Genomic DNA, 19394 nt, shown 5'->3' on the forward strand with positions numbered 1-19394 from the left:
GCTGAGAATCCAGGTTTGGGGAGCATTCGATCAGGTGGTCGCAGAGGCGCCAGCGCCTGGCAATGGTGCGATATCAGCGAATGCATGGGCCTTCTCGATCCGGTTGCGCCCAGCTGCCTTGCCCTGGTAAAGCGCGACATCGGCAGCCCGCAGGGCCTTCTCCAAGGCGTGGCCGTTGGCGAACCGGGGTGACACACCAATGGTGACGGTGCAGTGCAGCGGTTTGTCGTGGCCGCTCACGTGAATGGCCTGTTCTTCGACCGCTGCGCGCAGTCGTTCTGCCAACTGCACGACGCCGACATCATCACTGTCGAGGCAGACAGCCACAAACTCTTCTCCTCCTATGCGGCCCGTCAGGTCGCCTCGGCGCACGGTGGTGCGCAGCACATCTGCAACATGGCGCAGCACGGTGTCGCCAGCCTGGTGTCCGTAGGTGTCGTTGATACGTTTGAAGTGGTCCACGTCCAGCAGCAGCAAGTAAGCGGGCGCGACGTTGTGGAGGTTGAAGTGTTGCTCCAGCGCTTCTGAAAGCCCCCGGCGATTGAGCAGTTGCGTCATGGGATCGCGCGCCGCCATCTGGCTCAGATCATCGGTCAGGCGCCGGAACACCAGCCAAATCATGAAGGGTGGCACCACCGTCGCCAGGGACGACATATAGATGTAGAACACCATCTGAAAGCTGCTGTCCATGTGCAGCACTTCCAGTCCGCCCTGGAGTAGCCTTATGAACTTGATTGCGTTCAGAATGCAGATGCCACTGATCAGGAGCGCGAAAAATGCCATTTCGCGGTACAGGTGCTTGGCGAATGTGCGAACACCATAGAGTGCCGCGAGCGTCATGACCAGGAACAGCAGCGCAGACATCCCGGACAGCATGGCGTAGCGGGCGACCGGCCCCAAGCTCCACTGAATCAGTGCCTGTGCGGTGGAGTAGGCGAGTACAAATGCCGCCAGCGGCCGCCACAGCGGCGCGGGAAATCCAAAGAACCGCATGACCCCGAGGCCATAGGTGATCGGGGCCGCCAGGGTGAGGGTGTGGTTAACCACGCTCATCATGCTCCAGGCCGGGCCGCCTTCCACCAACTGCAGTACATAGGCAAGCCCTAGCAGCAAGTTGCCCATGGCAAAAAAATCCATGCCCATCTTCTTGCCCTGCAAGCGCTTGCTGATGAGCAAAAACATCACCGCGAAGCACAGCAGGTGAGCACACAGCATGCCGACGAGAACAGACCCCACCATGTCAGCGTCCTTCGGAGTCTGGCAGTGCGGTGTCGGCCCCAGGCGCGAGCCTCTTTGCCGGACGCGCAAACAGCACGCCCTCTGTCCCATCCACCCATGCGGGTAGCTTGTGCATCACGCTGGCCAAAAGATCGCTGGCCTGCCACTGCGCCAGCCAGGCTTGCAGGCGGGGCCAGGGCTGTGCGGCCCACCAATCGGCATCAATGCCTGCAAACTGCCGTACAAAAGGCGCAATCGCCATATCGGCCAGGGCCGCATGGGTGCCGAACAGATAGGGCTGGTCCGGCCAGAGACGCGCCTCCAGCCCCCCCAGCCAGGCCACGGCGCGGGCGCGTTCTGCATTCGTGTCGGCATCGGGGTAGCGGCTGGGATATTTGCACCGGTCCAGCGCCTGCTTGAACGGGCCATCGCATTCGGCAATCAGCGCCAGCATGGCCTGCAGATTGCCGTGGCTGGGGATGAGCCAGCCCTCGGGGTCGTGCTGCGCCAGCGCCCACAGCATGATCTCCAGGCTCTGCTCCAGCACCTGGCCAGTCGGCAGCACCAGCACGGGCACAGTGCCCTTGGGGGAGGCGTGCAGCAGGCCCTGTGGCTTGTTGCGCAACACCACCTCGCGCAGTTCGCAGGCCTGGCCACTGACAGCCAGCGCCAGCCGGGCGCGCATGGCGTAGGGGCAGCGACGAAAGGAATAGAGGACGGGCAGGGCAGCGCTCACGCGGAGTCGTCCTCGCGATCATTTTTTTCGTCGCTGGAGCTGAATCGCGCTCGGTTGCCCGGTTGCCGCGCGCCGATATGCGCTTGCCCGCGCTGATCCGCCAGGTCCATCTGGCGTTGCCGCTCTGCCAGCGCGCGTTCCTGCTCGGGTGTGCGCGTGCCGTGGCAATACGGGCAGCTCACGCCGCGCACGTAATGCGGCGACTGCAGCTCGACCTCGCCCAGGGGCATGCGGCAAGAGCGGCACAGTTGGTGGTGCCCCGGAGCCAGGCCGTGGCCCACCGACACACGTTCGTCAAACACGAAGCAGTCGCCATGCCACAGGCTGTCTTCTTCGGGCACGGTTTCCAAGTATTTGAGGATGCCGCCTTCCAAGTGGTACACCTCGTCAAAGCCCTGCGATTTGAGGTAGGCGGTGGATTTCTCGCACCGTATGCCGCCCGTGCAGAACATGGCCACGCGCGGGTTACCCGCCAGCACGCCGCCGGGCTGCGACTGCTGCGCCACCCAGGCCGGGAACTCGGCAAAGCTCTTGGTGTGGGGGTTGATGGCGCGTTCAAACGTGCCGATACCAACTTCGTAGTCGTTGCGCGTGTCCACCACCACCACGCTGGGGTCGTCGATGAGTGCGTTCCATTTCTCGGGCTTCACATAGGTGCCCGCATTGCGAGCCGGGTTCAGGCCGGGCACGCCCAGGGTCACGATCTCGCGCTTGAGACGCACGCGCATGCGGTAGAACGGTTGGCGGTCGGTGGGGGCTTCTTTGTGCTGCAGGTTCGCAAAGCGGGCATCGCTGCGCAGCCAGGTGAGCACCGCCAGCACATCGGCGGGTGCGCCCGCAATGGTGCCGTTGATGCCCTCGGGCGCCAGCAGCAGCATGCCGCGCACGCCGCGCTCGTCGCACAGGGTCTGCAGGGGCGCGCGCAGTGTGGCGCAGTCGGGCAGATCGACAAACTGGTAAAGCGCAACAGTGAGAAAGCGGGGTGTGACCGAGTCCACGAAATGGGGGAGAGAGCGGAAAAGAAGGGGTGATGATAGCGGTCACTTTTCGTTACGATGCAGGCGTCTCCAACATGCGCCCAAGGTGTTTTATGGCCCAGGAACCCTCCCTCAACCTGTTTCGCCGCCTGGAGCAGCTCAACGGTATTGGGGCTGCGCTCTCCCGCGAGCGCAACATCGACCGCCTGCTGGAGAACATTCTGGAGGCTGCCAAGGCCATCACGGGCGCGGACGGCGGAACGCTCTACAGCGTGACGGAGGACGGGAAGTCGCTCAAGTTCGAGATACTGCGCACCGACTCGCTGGACATTCGCCTCGGTGGCACCACGGGCAAGCCCATTGATTTTCCGCACCTGCCGCTGCGCAACGCAGATGGCAGCCCCAACGATTCGCTGGTGGCCGCGTATGCCGCCATCCACGACCGCACGGTGAACATTGCCGATGCGTACAGCGCCGAGGGCTTTGATTTTTCAGGCACCCGCAGTTTCGATGCGCGCACGGGGTACCGCTCGCAGTCGTTTCTGACCGTGCCGATGAAGAACCACGACCATGAACTGATCGGCGTGCTGCAGCTCATCAACGCGCGGCACTGGGAGACCGGCGAGGTCACCACATTCTCCGAGGCCGACCAGGGCCTGGCCGAGTCGCTGGCCTCGCAGGCTGCCATTGCCCTCACCAACCGCTTGCTCATCACGCAGCTGGAGCGCCTGTTCGAGTCGTTCGTGAACCTGATCAACCTGGCCATTGACGAAAAGTCGCCCTACACCGGTGGCCATTGCCAGCGGGTGCCCGCCCTTACCATGATGCTGGCCGAGGCGGTGAATGCCACCAATCAGGGGCCACTGGCGGGCTTTCGCATGAGTGACCGGGACCGCTACGAACTCAAGATGGCCGGCCTGCTGCACGACTGCGGCAAGATCACCACGCCCGTGCACGTGGTGGACAAGGCCACCAAGCTGCAGACCCTGTACGACCGCATTGGGCTGGTGGACACGCGGTTTGAAGTCTTGAAGCGCGATGCCGAGCTGGCCGCACTGCGCCGCCAGCTGGCGCTGCGCCCGGTGGTGGATGCGCGTGCCGAGGGGCAGGAGCTGCAAGCCCTGCTGCACGAAATCCACACACTGGAAGAAGACCGCGAGTTTCTGCGCCGCTGCAATACCGGCACCGAGGCCATGCGCCCCGAGGACCAGCAGCGCGTGCGTGACATCGCCGCCATGCGGCACTGGCGCAACCCACAGGGGGTGCAGACAAGCTTCCTTACGGCCGAGGAGGTGGAGAACCTCACCATCCGATCCGGCACCCTGAACCAGGCCGAGCGCGACACCATCAATTACCACATCGTTGCCACCATCAAGATGCTGGAGACGCTGCCCTGGCCACGACACCTCAAGAACGTGCCGGAGTATGCGGGCGGCCACCACGAACGCATGGACGGCAAGGGCTACCCCCGCGGCCTTACTCGTGACCAGATGTCGCTGCAGGCCCGCATGATGGGCATTGCCGACATCTTCGAGGCGCTGACAGCGGCTGATCGGCCCTACAAGAGTGGTATGACCTTGTCAGAGGCGATTGCCATCATGTGCAGGATGCGCGACAACGGGCACATCGACCCGGACCTGTTCGAGGTGTTTGTGCGCGAAGGCGTCCATTTGCGCTACGGGCAGGAGTTTCTGGACCCCGCCCAGCTCGATCTTTGAGCCGACTGGCTGCATCAGCCAAGCGCAGGCTGCGATTCGGCGTTTGGGGTAGCGCCGCTCGGCGCGGTGGATGGTGATGGGCTGCTTGTGCCGGATGGGGGGGCGGGCTGCAATTCGTAAGCCCGCGAAAACGTGGCGACAGCCCGTTGCGCGATGCCCGTGATCTGCGTGTCAGAAAGGGGCGGCGGGTCTCTGTAGTACCAGCGCAACTGGATTTCTGCTTCCAGCAAGGCAAAAAACTGCAGGGCCGCCACGGTGGGATCTTCTTTGCGCATGCGGCCTTTTTCCATGGCGCGGCCCAAAAATGCCCCCAGGTCAGAGACCCCTTGTTTGGGGCCTGCCTCATAAAAGAGCTCGCCCACATTCGAGTGTCCCGCTTCGGCCAGCACCATGCGATGGGTCGCCATCAGGTCCGGACGGCACAAGAACTGCGCCAGCTCCTGCCCAAACTTCGAGAGAACTGCGTCGATGCGGTCAATCGCATCCGGTGAGGCTAGTTCATCAAAAGCCGTCTGGATCTGTTTTTCGCCAGCCGCACGCGTCACGGCCTGAAAAAGCGCCTCCTTGGAGGGGTAGTAGCCGTAGATGGTGGATTTGGAGCCTCCCAGGCGGCGCACGATTTCGATCATGGACGCGCGCTTGAACCCGAATTCCACAAAAACCTGCGAAGCAACTTCCAGGATGGCCTCGCGGCGGGCTTCTGTACGAACTTTCACACGGTCTCCTTAAGTGTACCTACGAGTCCATTTTTGCTTGACAAAGGGAAAGTGTCAATTTGATAATCGCCAATACCGAACCGTTCGGTACATTTATCAATCAAATCTTTCCTTTCCCAATCTCGCCAGGGGGCATGTGAAGCACCCCGGCCCAGGAGTGTTGTCATGCGTCTGCCAATTGTTTCTTCCCGACGTGGGGCCGTATTGGCCGTTGTCTCCGCGCTAGCCCTGGCCGCCTGCGGCGAGGCGCCCCAGCCTCCGACCACTGGCGCGCAGGGCACTCCCCAGGTCAGCGTGGTCACCGTGCAGCCCCAGCGCCTGGCACTCACCACCGAGCTGCCCGGCCGGGTTGCCCCCGCACTGATTGCCGAGGTGCGCCCGCAGATCACCGGGCTGGTGCTGCAGCGCCGCTTCAAAGAGGGCAGTGACGTGAAGGCGGGTGACTTGCTCTACCAGATCGACCCCGCCATCTACCGCGCCAGCGTGGACAGCGCCCAGGCCACGCTGGCCAAGGCCGAGGCCAACCTGGTCACCGTGCGGCTCAAGGCCGGGCGGTTCAAGGAGCTGGCCGCCATCAAGGCCGTGAGCCAGCAGGACGCGGACGACGCTTCTGCGGCGCTGCAGCAGGCCGAGGCCGAGGTCAGCTCCGCCAAGGCCGCGCTGCAGACACAGCGCATCAACCTGGACTACACCCGCATCACCTCACCCATCGCGGGCCGTATTGGCCGCTCCAGCGTCACGCCGGGTGCGCTGGTCACGGCCAACCAGGCCAACGCTCTGGCAACGGTGCAGCAACTCGATCCCATCTATGTGGACGTGACGCAGTCCACCAGTACGCTGCTGGCGCTCAAGCGGGCCGTCAGCGCGGGCACCGTCAAGGGCGGCGCGGCGCAGGTGCGGCTGGTGCTGGAGGACGGTACGGTGTACGCGCAGCCCGGCAAGCTGCAGTTCTCTGACGTGACGGTGGACCAGACCACGGGCGCCGTCACCCTGCGCGCCGAGTTTCCCAACCCCCGCGCCGAACTGCTGCCTGGCATGTATGCCCGGGCCGTGCTGGAAGAGGGCGTGCTGGAGCAGGCCCTGCTGGTGCCCCAGCCCGCCGTGGGCCGTGACACCACCGGCAAGCCCTACGCCTTTGTGGTGGACGCTGAGGGCAAGCTGCAGCAGCGCACGGTGACCACCGACCGCGCTGTGGGCGACCAGTGGCTGGTGAGCGAAGGCCTCAAGCCCGGTGACGTGGTGGTGGTGGAAGGCCAGCAGAAGGCGCGCCCCGGCCAGCCGGTGCAGGCACAGCCCTTTGCGCCTGCCGCAGCCGATGCATCCAAGTCCCCTGCCGTGCGCAAGACAGCAACCGCGAGCGAGGCCAAGCCTTCGGGCCCGGCCGTCGCCGTCGCCACATCCTCCCACTGAGCACCCAGCGAGACATTCCCATGGCCCGTTTTTTCATCGACCGCCCCATCTTCGCGTGGGTGCTTGCCATCATCACGATGCTGGCCGGCGTGATGGCAGTGCTGACGCTGCCCATCGCCCAATACCCCACCATTGCGCCCCCCGCCATCGCCATCTCGGCCACCTATCCGGGGGCATCTTCCAAAACGCTGGAAGACTCTGTCACCCAGGTCATCGAGCAAAAGATGAAGGGGCTGGACAAGCTGTCCTACATCGCCTCCACCAGCGAATCCTCGGGCAGCGTGACCATCACGCTGACGTTTGAGAACGGCACCGACCCCGACACCGCGCAGGTGCAGGTGCAAAACAAGCTGGCCCTGGCCACGCCGCTGCTGCCGCAAGAGGTGCAGCAGCAGGGCGTGCGCGTGACCAAGTCGGCCAACAACTTCCTGAACGTGCTGGCCTTTGTGTCGGAAGACGGCAAGCTCAACGGCTCGGACCTGTCCGACTACGTGGCGGCCAACGTGCAAGACCCCATCAGCCGCGTGGAAGGCGTGGGCGACACCATGCTGTTTGGCTCGCAATACGCCATGCGCATCTGGCTCGACCCCAGCAAACTCAACAGCTTCAACCTCACTCCGCTGGATGTGAAAAACGCCATCCAGGCGCAAAACGCGCAGGTCTCCGCCGGGCAACTGGGCGGGCTGCCGTCCACCGCCAGCCAGCAGCTCAACGCCACCATCACCGCGCAAACGCGCATGAAGACGGCTGACGAGTTTGCGGGCATCTTGCTGCGCACCCAGGCCAGCGGCGCCGCAGTGCGCTTGAGCGATGTGGCGCGCATCGAGCTGGGGGGTGAGAGTTATGACACCGTGGCGCGCTTCAATGGCAAACCCGCGGCGGGTCTGGCCATCAAGCTGGCCACGGGCGCCAATGCGCTTAACACCGTCAAGGCCGTCGATGCCAAGCTGGCCGAACTCAGCAAGTTCTTCCCCCAGGGCATGAAGGTCATCAAGCCGTATGACACCACGCCTTTCGTGCGCATCTCCATCGAAGAAGTGGTCAAGACATTGATCGAGGCCGTGGTGCTGGTGTTTGTGGTGATGTACCTGTTCTTGCAGAACTTCCGCGCCACGCTCATCTCCACCATTGCGGTGCCGGTGGTGCTGCTGGGCACGTTTGGTGTGCTGGCGGTGTTTGGGTATTCGCTCAACACGCTGACCATGCTGGCCATGGTGCTGGCCATTGGCCTGCTGGTGGACGACGCCATTGTGGTGGTCGAAAACGTGGAGCGTGTGATGAGCGAAGAGGGGCTCTCGCCGCTGGAGGCCACGCGCAAATCCATGGGCCAGATCACTGGCGCGCTGGTGGGCGTGGCCCTGGTGCTGGCGGCGGTGTTTGTACCCATGGCGTTCTTTGGGGGCTCCACCGGCGTCATCTACCGCCAGTTCACCGTCACCATCGTGTCGGCCATGACGCTGTCGGTGCTGGTGGCCATGGTCCTCACGCCCGCGCTGTGCGCCACGCTGCTCAAGCCGGTGCCAAAGGGCCACGGCCTGGCGACCAAGGGCTTCTTTGGCGCCTTCAACCGTGCGTTTGACCGCAGCAACCGGGACTACCAGAGCGTGGTGCAGCGCATGCTGAAGCGCAGCGGGCGCTGGATGGTGGGCTACGCCATCGTGGTGGTGGCCGTGGGCTTTGTGTTCACCAAGATCCCTGCGGGCTTCTTGCCGGATGAAGACCAGGGCACGCTGTTTGCCATCGTGCAATTGCCGCCCGGCGCCACGCAGAGCAACACCGTGAAGGTGCTGGACCAGGTGCAGCACCACTTTCTGGAAGAGCAAAAGGACGCGGTGGACGCCATCTTCACCGTGGCGGGCTTCAGCTTTGCGGGCAGCGGGCAGAACACCGGCTTTGCGTTCGTCAAGCTCAAGCCCTGGGGGGACCGCACGGCCCCGGGTCTCAAGGCCCAGGCCGTGGCCAACAAGGCGATGGGCGCGCTGTCGCAGATCCGCAATGCCTCGGTGTTTGCGTTTGCGCCGCCTGCGGTGTCCGAGCTGGGCAACGCCAGCGGGTTTGATTTGATGCTGCAAGACCGCGCCAACCTGGGCCACGATGCCCTCATGGCCGCGCGCAACCAGTTGCTGGGCGCGCTGATGAAAGAACCCGGCCTGGTGGCGGTGCGCCCCAACGGCATGGAAGACGCGCCCGAGTTCCGGCTGGAGATTGACGAGCACAAGGCGGGTTCGCTCGGCTTGTCGATGGCCGACATTAACAACACCTTCTCGGTGGCATGGGGCAGCAGCTACGTCAACGACTTTCTGGACAAGGGCCGGGTGAAGAAGGTGTTCTTGCAGGCCGACGCGCCGCACCGCATGGTGCCTGAAGACATCAACAAATGGTTTGTGCGCAACAGCAGCGGCACCATGGTTCCGTTCAGCGCGTTCTCTACCTCGCGCTGGACCACGGGCTCGCCCCGCCTGGAGCGCTACAACGGCGTGCCTTCGGTCGAAATCCTGGGCATGGCCTTGCCGGGCGCCTTGTCCAGCGGCCAGGCGCTGGATCTGGTCGAGCGCCATGCGGCCGAGTTGCCCGCAGGCATCGGCTTTGAATGGACCGGCGTCTCGCGCCAGGAGCGCGAGGCGGGCGGCCAGGCCATGCTGCTGTATGCCGTGTCGATCCTGGTGGTTTTCCTGTGCCTTGCGGCGTTGTATGAGAGCTGGTCGATTCCGTTCTCGGTGCTGCTGGTGGTGCCGCTCGGTGTGCTGGGCACGCTGGCTGCGGCCGTGCTGACCTGGAAGATGAACGACGTCTATTTTCAGGTGGGGCTGCTCACCACGGTGGGGCTGGCGTCCAAGAACGCCATCTTGATCGTCGAGTTTGCGAAGGAGCTTTACGCCAAAGGCGTACCGCTGGTGGAGGCGGCCATCACGGCGGCGCGCATGCGACTGCGGCCTATCTTGATGACCTCGCTCGCGTTCATCCTGGGCGTGTTGCCCCTGATGCTGAGCAAGGGTGCGGGCGCTGGCGCACAAAACGCGCTGGGCACGGCCGTGGTGGGCGGCATGGTGTCCGGCACGGTGCTGGCCATCTTCTTCGTGCCGCTGTTTTTTGTGGTGGTGCATAAGCTGTTCGGGCGCCAAAAGCGGGCCACGGACAGTGCCGCACCCATGACTTCGCCTGTTTTGCTGGAGGGCCATTGAGATGCCTCGTTCCCTGACTTTGTCCCTGGTGGCCGCTGCCTTGGTGCTGGGGGGCTGTGCCAACCTGGCGCCCACCTACGAGCGGCCTGCCGCCCCTGTGCCAGCGGCATATCCTGATGCGGCGCCTGAAAGCAGCTCTGCTGCCGACATCGACTGGCGCACGTTCTTTGCCGACACCAAGCTGCGCGGCCTGATCGAGCTGGCCCTGGCCAACAATCGCGACCTGCGCGTGGCCGTCCTCAACATCGAGCAAGCCCGCGCGCAATACCGCGTGCAAGACGCGCAAACCCTGCCCACTGTGAACGCCACGGGCAGCGGCACGGCAGCGCGCACGCCAGCCAGCGTGTCCGGCACGGGCACCGTCGTCACCAGCCACCAGTACAGCGCCAACCTGGGCGTGAGTGCGTATGAGCTGGACCTGTTTGGCCGTGTGCGCAACCTCAGCAACCAGGCGCTGGAGCAGTTTCTGGCCACCGAGCAGGCCCGCCGCACCACGCAGATCAGCCTGGTGGCCGAGGTGACCACGGCCTATCTGAACTGGGCCGCCGACCTGGAACGGCTGGCGTTGGCACAAGAAACCCTGCGCAGCCAGAGCGAGTCGTACCGGCTCACCCAGACACGGTATGCGTTGGGCGTCGCTTCGGCCCTCACGCTGCGCCAGCTGCAAACCAGCGTGGAAAGCGCGCGTGTGGATGTCGCCCGCTATACCGGCCAGGTGGCGCAAGACCGCAACGCCCTGGCCCTGTTGCTGGGCACGCCGGTTCCCGAGGCTCTGGCGCCCGATGCGTTGGGCGATACGTTGAATGCTTTGCCCGATCTGCCTGCCGGTGTGCCGTCCGACCTGCTGCTGCGCAGGCCCGATCTGCTGCAGTCCGAACACCTGCTCAAGGCCGCCACGGCCAACATCGGCGTGGCGCGGGCGGCGTTTTATCCGCGCATCAGCCTCACCGCCGCAGCGGGCAGCAGCAGTGCAGATTTGTCCAGCCTGTTCAAGGCCGGCTCGGGCGCCTGGAGCTTCATGCCGCAGATCAGCCTGCCCATCTTTGATGGCGGGGCCAACCAGGCGAACTTCGACAGCGCCAACGCCGCACAAGGCATTGCCGTGGCGCAGTACGAAAAATCCATCCAGACCGCCTTCCGCGAAGTGGCCGATGCGTTGGCCCAGCGCAGCGCCGTGGGTGACCAGCTGCAGGCGCAGAACGCCTTGGTGCAAGCCAGTGGCGAGGTGCTGCAGATGTCGCAGGCCCGGTTTGACCGGGGCGTGGACAGTTACCTCGATGTGCTGGACGCCCAGCGCTCGTGGTACGGCGCGCGCCAGACGCTCATAGGCACCCGGCTGGCACGCCTGACCAACGGTGTGACGCTGTACAAGGCGCTGGGCGGGGGATGGTCGGCTGCGCAGTCTTGAATGTGAAGCCCTTCCTGGCGCATGCTTTGTAGGTTGCTATATATTTTATAGCTATGAAGGCTTCATCTATAAGCGCTAGGCCCTAGTTTGATTTAATTTTCTGGACTGAAGCCTCAGCCACAGCGTCCGCCGCAAGGGGGATGCTGGCCTGGGCCTGCAGCCATTGCCGGAACGCCTGCATGGCCGTCGTTTCGCTGCGCGACTGCAAGTGCGTCAACCAGTAGGCACCGCGATGCAACTCCAGCGCAAAGGGCTGCACCAGCCGCCCTTGCTGTAGCTCGCGTGTGAACATCTTCACAGGCAGCAGCGCCATGCCGGCGCCTTGCGCCGCCGCCTCGGCCAGCGTGAGGGACGAGTCGAACACGGCGCCGCGCACCACGGGGCAGGGCGCCCCTGCGGCCTCGAACCAGGCGGCCCATTCGTCCGCCCTGTAGCTGCGCAGCAGCGGTTGCCGTGCCAGGTCGGCGGCGGAGCGCAGGCCGTGGGCCAGGGCCGGGGTGCACATCACCGACATGGGCGCGTCCATGATGCGTTCGGCGTGGGTGCCGTGCCAGGCGCCGTCACCAAAGCGGATCGCATAGTCCAGCCCTTCGCCCGCCATGTCCACCCGGTTGTTGTGGGTGAGCAGGCGCAGGTCCACAAACGGGCAGGCCTGCTGAAAGTCGCGCAGCCGGGGCAGCAGCCAGCCCACGGCAAAGGTGCCCACGGCGCCCACGGTCAGTACCTCGCGCGGGCGGGTGTCGCCCAGTTTTTCCAGGGCACGCGCCAGGTTGGAGAACGATTCCGTCACCACTGGCAGCAGCGCCTGCCCTTCGTCCGTCAACGCCAGGCCACGCGGCAGGCGGCGAAACAGTGGCTTGCCCAGGCGGTCTTCGAGCTTGCGGATGTGCTGGCTGACCGCTGTCTGCGTGACGTGCAACTCCTGGGCCGCCCGCGTCAGGTTGAGGTGGCGCGCCGAGGCTTCGAACGCGCGCAGGGCATTGAGCGGGAGATGCATAAGTTTTTCTAGGGGCTGGCGGCAATTATTGTCGATGGTGCTTTGGGCTCAAGCTCTTTATCGTTCAGGCCTTGTCTTCACTCACCTCCAATTTTTATGCAAAGACGACAGTTTTCCTTGGGTTTGACGGCGGCTGCCACCATGCCTCTTTGGGGTTGCGCGGCCACCAGCAACGCAGCGAACCGCGACAAGACCACCCGCGAATGGAACGAGACCCTCGCCAACATCGAACGCACTGCCCAGGGCCGCTTGGGCGTGGCCATGCTGGACACGGGCTCGGGCCTGCAGTTGGGCTGGCGCCAGGACGAGCGCTTTGCCATGGCCAGCACTTTCAAGGCGGTGCTGGCGGGCTGGATGCTGGCGCTGGTGGACCAGGGCAAGGAGCGACTGGATGCCCGCGTGCACTACGCTGCGGGCGATGTGGTGGCGTATTCACCCGTCAGCGGCCCCCGTGCGGGCGATGGGGGCGGGTTGACGGTCGGCGAGCTGTGCTCCGCCACCGTGAGCCTGAGCGATAACACCGCCGCCAACGTGCTGCTGGCGCGCCACGGCGGCCCGGCGGGGTTCACGGCCTTTGTGCGGTCACTGGGCGACAGCATCACACGGCTGGACCGCACCGAGCCCACGTTGAACGAAGCCAAGGTGGGCGACCCGCGCGACACGACCACGCCGCAGGCCATGCTGCAGACCCTGCAAATGCTGGTGCTGGGCGATGTACTCACGCCCCCGTCGCGCGCCTGGCTGCAGCGCTGGCTGGTAGAGACGAGCACGGGCGACAAGCGCCTGCGCGCGGGTGTGCCGGGCTGGAAGGTGGGGGACAAGACGGGCACTGCCAGTGACAGCGGCACGGCCAATGATGTGGCGGTGATGTGGCCTCCGGCTGGAGGCGCTCCGGTGCTGGTGACGTGTTATCTCACGCGGTCTACCGCCAAGCCCGAGCAGCGAGATGCGGCGATTGCGCAGGTAGCGCGGGCCGTGGCGGCGGCGCGCGAGACGTTCAGAGCTTCTTGACCAGCACCTGGCTGCGCCGGTCCCAGTTGTACTTGCGCTTGCGCGCATCGGGCAGCCAGTCCGGGTCCACGGGCTGGAATCCGCGCTTGATGAACCAGTGCATGGTGCGGGTGGTGAGCACAAAGATACTGTCCAGCCCTTGCAGCCGCGCGCGTTGCTCGATGCGCTTGAGCAGCTTTTCTCCATCGCCCGTGCCCTGGCTTTGCGGTGACACCGTCACGGCAGCCATCTCGGCCGTCTTGGCCTCGGGGTAGGGGTAGAGCGCTGCGCAGCCAAAGATCACACCGTCGTGTTCGATGATGGTGTAGGTGGCAATGTCGCGTTCGATCTCGGTGCGGTCGCGCTTGACCAGCGTGCCGTCTTTCTCAAACGGCTCGATGAGCTGAAGGATGCCGCCCACGTCGTCAATCGTGGCCTCGCGCAGCTCTTCCAGCTTTTCGTCAATGACCATGGTGCCGATGCCATCGTGCACATACACCTCCAGCAACAGTGATCCATCCACCGCAAACGGCAGGATGTGGCTGCGCTCCACGCCAGCCTTGCAGGCCTTCACACAGTGCTGCAGGTAAAAGCCCGTGTCCGTGGGCTGCTGTGCGGGCGGTAGCTGCGCCAGCAAGGCTTGCGCGGCGGCCAGCGGCAGCTCGGTGTCGATGGGGTTGTCGTCGCTCTCGGGCTCGGTGGGCGACATGCGGATGCCTTGCACCTCGGTCAAGAAGATCAGCTTGTCGGCCCGCAGCTCAATGGCCACGCTGGTGGCCACTTCCTCCATGCTCAGGTTGAAAGCCTCGCCCGTGGGCGAGAAGCCAAACGGCGACAGCAGCACCAGCGCACCCATGTCCAGCGTGCGCTGGATGCCCGCCACGTCCACCTTGCGCACCAGGCCCGAGTGCTGAAAATCCACCCCATCCACGATGCCCACGGGCCGCGCGGTCAGGAAGTTGCCCGAGATCACCCGCACGGTGGCACCCGCCATGGGCGTGTTGGGCAGCCCCTGGCTGAAGGCGGCCTCGATTTCATAACGCAACTGGCCCGCAGCCTCCTGCGCGCAATCGAGCGCCACCGAGTCGGTGATGCGGATGCCATGCGAATACTTGGCTGCATGGCCCTTGGCGGCCAGCTGTTCGTTCACCTGTGGGCGAAAACCGTGTACCAGAACAATCTTTACGCCCATGGCCTGGATCAGTGCCAGGTCTTGCGCAATGCTGTGCAGCTTGCCGGCCGCAATGGCCTCCCCCGTGAGCCCGATCACAAACGTCTGGTTGCGGAACTTGTGGATGTAAGGCGCCACCGAGCGGAACCAGGGGACGAAGGTGAAGTTGAAAACGGCAGACATGGCAGTGGAGAGCGGTGGGTGGCCTTGGAGCTACGGAAAAACTGGCAATGAAAGGCAGCTGAGCAGGGCCGCCAAGTCGCGCATCATAAGCATGCAGGGCTTTCGCTGTCTGGGGCAGTTGCAGCCTGGCCCCCGGTTTGTTGCCGAAACGCCGCCAGCCGGGCCGCAAAGGGCTCCAGGATCAAAGCTTCGTCAGGCCCCGTCTGGGCTGCCACCGCAATGGCCACGCCACTTTGAGCCATCAGCGCCTGCATCTCGGGCTGGGCGATCATGCCGTGGTCCAGCAGGGCCTCTACCAGGCGGGTGAGGGCACCCCGGTACTGGCCCAGCAGGGCGCTGGCGCGCTGGTATTGGGACTGCAGCAGTTCCTCGATGGCGGCGTTGCTGGGTTCCACGTCGGTGTTGAGGTGGTTGTCCAGCTCCACCGTGACGTCGGTGCGGGACAGTCGCGTGCCAAATCCATGGTGGCGGATGAAGCGCGCAGCCTCGGCCGTGACCTGCTTGTAGTCCTGCTCCGCGCCGGTCGTGCAGGCCATTTCACCAAACACCAGCTCCTCGGCCACGCGGCCCGCCAGACCCACGCACATCATGTCGAGCGCGTTCTGCCGCGTTGTGACCTTCAGGCCCGCAAAGCTGTTGTAGCCGCCCTCGAACGAGGCGATGTTGATCTTCACCTCCTGCGGGGCCTGGCCGAACAGCAGACAGTAGACCAGCCCGTGGCCTGCTTCGTGCACGGCCAGCAGTGCGCGGAAGTCGGCATTGGCGCGCTGCTTGAGGCGGTTGAGCTCCAGCGTCACCGCAAATTGCGCCTGCTGCTCAATGTCTTGGGCGCTAGCGCCCAGGACCACCAGATGGCGCTTGTCGGTCGCCAGCGTGATGCCAAAGTCCTGCGCCAGGGGCAGCTGCTGTTCCAGCACCCAGAGCGCGGCGTTGACCAAATTGGCGCTCAGGATGGCGTGCACCGACGAGAACAGCGGCCGCGTGCCCTGGGCCGGAAACACCGCGTTGGCATACAGTTCATCGTGCACGTCCTGCCCGATGGCAAAGCGCACGCCGCACTGGGCGGCAATGTCGTCGCAATACCGCGCACACAGGTTGCGGATGAGCTGCTCGTAGGTGGCCTTGTTGAACGATGGGTAGATCACATGCTCGTTGCCCAGCCGCGCGATCTGCTCAGGCTTGAAGCGTTCGCTGAGCGCCTTCTTCACATCGATGAGGGAGAGCTTGCGCGTGAGGCGGTGGAAGATGTCGGCATCGGTGTCGCAGTCTTCCACGCGCTGCGCGGTCTCGTGGTACATCTCGTCGAGGTTGCCGCAGACGAACACCAGCAGCTTGCTGTAGTCGGTCTCCCAGGACGAAAGCGACTGCTGGAACCGTGTGAACAGGGCCTGCACCTGTGCGGGAGGCCACTGCATGATCTCGGCAAGTGGCTCTTGCAGCTTGAGCATGCGCTTGAGTTCCTGCGCGTCCCAGGCGTCGAGCTGAAAGCGGTAGGGTTTCTTGCCGGCGCGCTCCTCCTCGTTGTCGTCGGCGCGCTCGGCTTCGTAGTGCGCGTCGGCCAGCTTGCGCTCGATGTTGGTCAGCGCACTCAAAGCGGGCGGCAGGCGCCCGTCGGACAGCAGCGTCCACACATCCTGGTAGCGCTCTACCTTGACCTCCTCGCCCTTCGTGCTCACTGTGCGAAAGCGCTGGAACTCGTCCAGCACCAGCATGCCCGGTGCGCCCTCGTGGATGCCGGAGTCGCCCAGCATGCCCGAGATGGAAGAGCTGCGGTAGCTCGCGCCGTGGCTGAAGCCGTCCATCTGCACTTCGACAAAACGGTCGTAAAAGCCCAGCAGCTGCGCCAGGCGCCGCGTGAGCTGCGTCTTGCCCGTGCCCGTCAGGCCCCACAGGCAGACGATGACGGGGCGGGTGATGAGCTGGGGCAATACGTACCAGGCGCGGATGGCATCGATCACGCGGTCGATCACGTCGTCGATGCCAAAAAGCTCGGCCTTGAGCTGCGCTGCGGCCTGTGCCAGCACCTGCTGCCGCTCGGCCAGCAGCTCCCGGTGGGCAGCGCCCGGTGTGTGCCGCTCGCGCGGCGTGGTTTCTTGAAGGGTAGAAAGGTCCATGGTTTTCAATCGTTTTGTATCAGTCGCTTTCGGTGAAGCGGGATGTCTGGATCGCCTTGCGCAGGGCGACGTTGTCCGCACGGCGCTGGGCGCCACGGGTTCGGATGTGCTTGCCTGCCGCACTGGACAGGCTGCGTTGGGCCAGCGCGGCGGCCACAGGATTTCGGGGCGGGCCCGAGGCTTCGAGCTTCAACACCAGGGGCGCCTTCATGCGGCGCAGCTTTTTAAGCTCGCCCTGGGCGAAGGCCCGAGACAGTTTTTTGGCACTCATGTGCACTCCACAAACAAAAAACCCCGGCAATGGAGCCAGGGCTTGTGGTGCGCTGCAATGAATGGATGCAGGAACGCGCTTGCCGTGGCTGGACTTGCTGTGAATGCACAGTCCAGCCGGGGCGGTGGACTGTGGTCAGGCGGGAGCGAACAAGGGAACAAACATGGTGGTGACCTCCAGTGTTTTCAGGGGCTGCCGTTGCGGCGGGCGCGGCCTGAAAGAAGCGCGAATTGTGGCGATGCCCCCGGCGCTTGGCAAGCCGAAGGCGCCGCAATCGGCTGAATTTGTCGCTTGAAAAGAACAGTGCGGTGGGGGATGAACAGCGCAGTTTTCAGGCTTGGCGCCGGTAGATCCAACCAGCCGCGTGTATCCATTCTTCCTTGTCGCGCGTCTGCACCACGAGTTCCACCAGATCACGGCCCGCGTTGAGCGGCACCTGCACGGTCATGCCGGCCCGGTCCGCCGACAAGGGCAGCAGGAACTGGCTCTCGTCCCAGAACAGGTAGCCGGGCAGTTCGGGCAGCTCCCGAAGTCTGGAGGCCCCCACGCCAATGGCCAGCGGAATGGATGTGGGTGCTTCGTTGGTCAGCAGCCAGTTGCTGTCGAGCCGCGCAGTCCAGGGGGCGGCAAGGGGGCCGGGTGCGGGCGGCATCTGTTGGCCGATGGGCACGGTGATCCAGTAGTGCCCCGCCGTGGCGGCCTCGCGCGCAAGGAGGTAGCGGCGGCCTTCGGACTGCTCCCAGCGGTAGTGGGTGCCAGGCTGGGCGTCTGACCACCACCAGCCATCGCTGCGCAGGCGAAGCCCGGTGCTCAGGTTTTTCCAGTCCAGCAGTTTTGGGTTCCACGACCACAGGTCAACCTGTTGGCGATCGGGCGAGACGGCTTTGATGGGCGCGGAATAGTTGCCATAGATGCCGAGCAGGGCATCCACCGCGCTGGAAGATGCGGTGGCCATGGCGGGGGCGGCGGTCGAGACCCGGGGCGGCAGTACACGCAATTGCCCTGTCTCCTGCAAGGCGCGCAGCGCAATGCCCTCGGCAATCGGGCCCGGCTTGAAGCTGGCGGCGTTGCCGGTGATCATGACCGCCATGCCCGCCTGGGGCAGCACGCAGAAGTCGCTGGAATAAAACATGGTGCCGCCGCTCTTTTGCCACGCGAGCACGCCCGCAGCATTCAAGCCCGGGTGCCGCGCACTGTCCCAGCCCAGGCCCGACTGCCAGTCGGGGGTGAGGCCGGGGTGCATGCCCTGGTTCTGAATCCTGCCCATCTCGGCCACGCTGGTTTTCGACACGATGCGCTGGCCATCGTGCTCGCCGCCCTGGATGAGCATCGCGGCCAGCTTCATCATGTCGCCGGGTGTGGTGCACAGCCCGCCCGTGGCGTAGCCCATCACGAATTCCTGGCCCTGCGGCGCGTCGTTGATGCTGCCGGGGGCAAAGCTGCCCGGTGGCAATGGCTGCAGCGTATAGCCTGATCGGGCCATGCCCAGCGGGTTGAGAAGGGCGGACTGCACAAACGCCGGGTAGGTTTGCCCGGTGACGGCCAGCACGATGCGCTCGATCAGCGTGAAACCGTCGTTGCAATACACCGCCATGGTGCCGGGGGCGTGCTTGAGGTGCACATTGGCCATCGCTGCCTCCACCTCGGCGGCATAGCCCGGCAGCGGCGCAAAGGCAAACATGTTGTGCAGGTAGGTGCCGGGCAACCCCGAGGCATGGCTCAGCAGGTGCCGGACGGTGATCTCGCGGTAGCCCGGCGACAGCATCGCGAACTGCGGCAGGTAGCCCACCACCGGAGCATCCAACTGCACCAGCCTGCGGTCTACCAGCACCATGATGGCCAGCGCCGCGAGCACCTTGCTGACGGAGCCGACGTTAAAGCGTGTGTCGGGCGTTGCGGGCGTGGTGGCGTTTGCATCCAGCGCACCGAAGGCCTCTTGCCAGACGATGTGGTCGTTGTACAGCAGTGCCACGGAGGCCGCCCGCATCTTGCTGCTTTGCATGGCTTCGCGAATTTCCTTGCACCCCCAGGCAATGGTCGTTGTGAGGGTGGGAGATGCAGTGCTGCTGCCACCACAACCGGGCAGCAGCGAAGCCATCGCGCTGGTGCCCGCCCAGGTCAGCCAACCACGGCGCGATGCAGGAAAAAGGCGGGGCTGATCAACAAGGTTCTGGGCGGATGGCTGTCGGGGCATTCGGTATTCCTGGGGGCATTGGCCGCGGAGGCATCGCCAGTCGAGGCGCGATTGTGGAAGCCCCGCACCCGGGCTGGCAACCGCGCGCATGGCCCGTGTTGCACGCGGC

General features: G+C 64.8%; 14 protein-coding genes. 5 read left to right on the plus strand and 9 right to left on the minus strand.

Annotation, left to right across the window (positions count from 1 at the left end; genetic code table 11):
- Window positions 1–30 precede the first annotated feature (30 nt).
- From KW832_RS09580 to KW832_RS09590, 3 genes are read right to left on the minus strand one after another with little or no spacing between them, the layout of a single operon-like run.
- A complete protein-coding gene (locus KW832_RS09580) occupies window positions 31–1239 on the minus strand; it encodes a GGDEF domain-containing protein (RefSeq protein ID WP_218299680.1) in 1209 nt (402 codons plus the stop codon).
- Between the two features lies 1 nt (window position 1240).
- Window positions 1241–1903, minus strand: a complete 663-nt coding sequence (locus KW832_RS09585) for a glutathione S-transferase (protein ID WP_255577646.1) — start codon at window positions 1901–1903, stop codon at window positions 1241–1243.
- Between the two features lie 47 nt (window positions 1904–1950).
- On the minus strand, window positions 1951–2952 hold the full coding sequence (locus KW832_RS09590) for a rhodanese-related sulfurtransferase (protein ID WP_055397492.1): 1002 nt from the start codon (window positions 2950–2952) through the stop codon (window positions 1951–1953).
- Between the two features lie 92 nt (window positions 2953–3044).
- On the opposite strand from KW832_RS09590, the gene KW832_RS09595 reads away from it, so the two are divergent.
- A complete protein-coding gene (locus KW832_RS09595; RefSeq protein WP_218299682.1) occupies window positions 3045–4649 on the plus strand; it encodes an HD family phosphohydrolase in 1605 nt (534 codons plus the stop codon).
- 14 nt (window positions 4650–4663) lie between these two features.
- Here KW832_RS09595 and KW832_RS09600 read toward each other — a convergent pair whose 3' ends face one another.
- Window positions 4664–5365 (minus strand): TetR/AcrR family transcriptional regulator, encoded by a 702-nt coding sequence (locus KW832_RS09600; RefSeq protein WP_218299683.1) that lies wholly within the window; start codon window positions 5363–5365, stop codon window positions 4664–4666.
- Window positions 5366–5530: 165 nt separating this feature from the next.
- On the opposite strand from KW832_RS09600, the gene KW832_RS09605 reads away from it, so the two are divergent.
- Genes KW832_RS09605 through adeC form a run of 3 tightly spaced genes read left to right on the plus strand, consistent with a single transcriptional unit; the run spans window position 5531 to window position 11365 of the window.
- Window positions 5531–6775: an efflux RND transporter periplasmic adaptor subunit gene (locus KW832_RS09605; protein WP_218299684.1), complete on the plus strand. Its 1245-nt coding sequence runs from the start codon at window positions 5531–5533 to the stop codon at window positions 6773–6775.
- A gap of 20 nt (window positions 6776–6795) precedes the next feature.
- Window positions 6796–9957 carry an efflux RND transporter permease subunit gene (locus tag KW832_RS09610; protein ID WP_218299685.1) on the plus strand — a complete coding sequence of 1054 codons (3162 nt, stop codon included), beginning with the start codon at window positions 6796–6798 and terminating at the stop codon, window positions 9955–9957.
- 1 nt (window position 9958) lies between these two features.
- Window positions 9959–11365 (plus strand): AdeC/AdeK/OprM family multidrug efflux complex outer membrane factor, encoded by a 1407-nt coding sequence (gene adeC, locus KW832_RS09615; protein WP_218299686.1) that lies wholly within the window; start codon window positions 9959–9961, stop codon window positions 11363–11365.
- Window positions 11366–11447: 82 nt separating this feature from the next.
- On the opposite strand, the gene KW832_RS09620 is transcribed toward adeC, so the two are convergent.
- Complete coding sequence (locus KW832_RS09620) at window positions 11448–12362, minus strand: LysR family transcriptional regulator (protein WP_218299687.1); 915 nt, start codon at window positions 12360–12362, stop codon at window positions 11448–11450.
- A gap of 96 nt (window positions 12363–12458) precedes the next feature.
- On the opposite strand from KW832_RS09620, the gene bla reads away from it, so the two are divergent.
- Entirely contained in the window at window positions 12459–13373 is a 915-nt protein-coding gene (gene bla, locus KW832_RS09625) for a class A beta-lactamase (RefSeq protein WP_218299688.1), read from the plus strand.
- On the opposite strand, the gene argA is transcribed toward bla, so the two are convergent.
- The 4 genes from argA to KW832_RS09645 all read right to left on the minus strand — a co-directional run bounded on the left by argA (window position 13360) and on the right by KW832_RS09645 (window position 19285).
- On the minus strand, window positions 13360–14706 hold the full coding sequence (argA, locus tag KW832_RS09630) for an amino-acid N-acetyltransferase (protein ID WP_055397476.1): 1347 nt from the start codon (window positions 14704–14706) through the stop codon (window positions 13360–13362). The genes bla and argA overlap by 14 nt on opposite strands.
- Window positions 14707–14789: 83 nt before the next feature.
- On the minus strand, window positions 14790–16820 hold the full coding sequence (locus tag KW832_RS09635; protein WP_255577598.1) for an AAA family ATPase: 2031 nt from the start codon (window positions 16818–16820) through the stop codon (window positions 14790–14792).
- Window positions 16821–16839: 19 nt separating this feature from the next.
- Window positions 16840–17091: a hypothetical protein gene (locus KW832_RS09640; RefSeq protein ID WP_218299689.1), complete on the minus strand. Its 252-nt coding sequence runs from the start codon at window positions 17089–17091 to the stop codon at window positions 16840–16842.
- Between the two features lie 331 nt (window positions 17092–17422).
- Entirely contained in the window at window positions 17423–19285 is a 1863-nt protein-coding gene (locus KW832_RS09645; protein ID WP_218299690.1) for a serine hydrolase, read from the minus strand.
- Window positions 19286–19394 lie beyond the last annotated feature (109 nt).

Source organism: Acidovorax sp. sif0632 (assembly GCF_019218805.1).
GTDB classification, from domain to species: domain Bacteria; phylum Pseudomonadota; class Gammaproteobacteria; order Burkholderiales; family Burkholderiaceae_C; genus Acidovorax; species Acidovorax facilis.

What these genes read in the sequence shown, in the direction of transcription:
- KW832_RS09580 (WP_218299680.1), bottom strand. Translation starts at nt 1,239, where the DNA reads ATGGTGGGGTCTGTTCTCGTCGGCATGCTGTGTGCTCACCTGCTGTGC.
- KW832_RS09585 (WP_255577646.1), bottom strand. Translation starts at nt 1,903, where the DNA reads ATGCGCGCCCGGCTGGCGCTGGCTGTCAGTGGCCAGGCCTGCGAACTG.
- KW832_RS09595 (WP_218299682.1), top strand. Translation starts at nt 3,045, where the DNA reads ATGGCCCAGGAACCCTCCCTCAACCTGTTTCGCCGCCTGGAGCAGCTC.
- KW832_RS09605 (WP_218299684.1), top strand. Translation starts at nt 5,531, where the DNA reads ATGCGTCTGCCAATTGTTTCTTCCCGACGTGGGGCCGTATTGGCCGTT.
- KW832_RS09610 (WP_218299685.1), top strand. Translation starts at nt 6,796, where the DNA reads ATGGCCCGTTTTTTCATCGACCGCCCCATCTTCGCGTGGGTGCTTGCC.
- adeC (WP_218299686.1), top strand. Translation starts at nt 9,959, where the DNA reads ATGCCTCGTTCCCTGACTTTGTCCCTGGTGGCCGCTGCCTTGGTGCTG.
- KW832_RS09620 (WP_218299687.1), bottom strand. Translation starts at nt 12,362, where the DNA reads ATGCATCTCCCGCTCAATGCCCTGCGCGCGTTCGAAGCCTCGGCGCGC.
- bla (WP_218299688.1), top strand. Translation starts at nt 12,459, where the DNA reads ATGCAAAGACGACAGTTTTCCTTGGGTTTGACGGCGGCTGCCACCATG.
- argA (WP_055397476.1), bottom strand. Translation starts at nt 14,706, where the DNA reads ATGTCTGCCGTTTTCAACTTCACCTTCGTCCCCTGGTTCCGCTCGGTG.
- KW832_RS09635 (WP_255577598.1), bottom strand. Translation starts at nt 16,820, where the DNA reads ATGGACCTTTCTACCCTTCAAGAAACCACGCCGCGCGAGCGGCACACA.
- KW832_RS09640 (WP_218299689.1), bottom strand. Translation starts at nt 17,091, where the DNA reads ATGAGTGCCAAAAAACTGTCTCGGGCCTTCGCCCAGGGCGAGCTTAAA.
- KW832_RS09645 (WP_218299690.1), bottom strand. Translation starts at nt 19,285, where the DNA reads ATGCCCCGACAGCCATCCGCCCAGAACCTTGTTGATCAGCCCCGCCTT.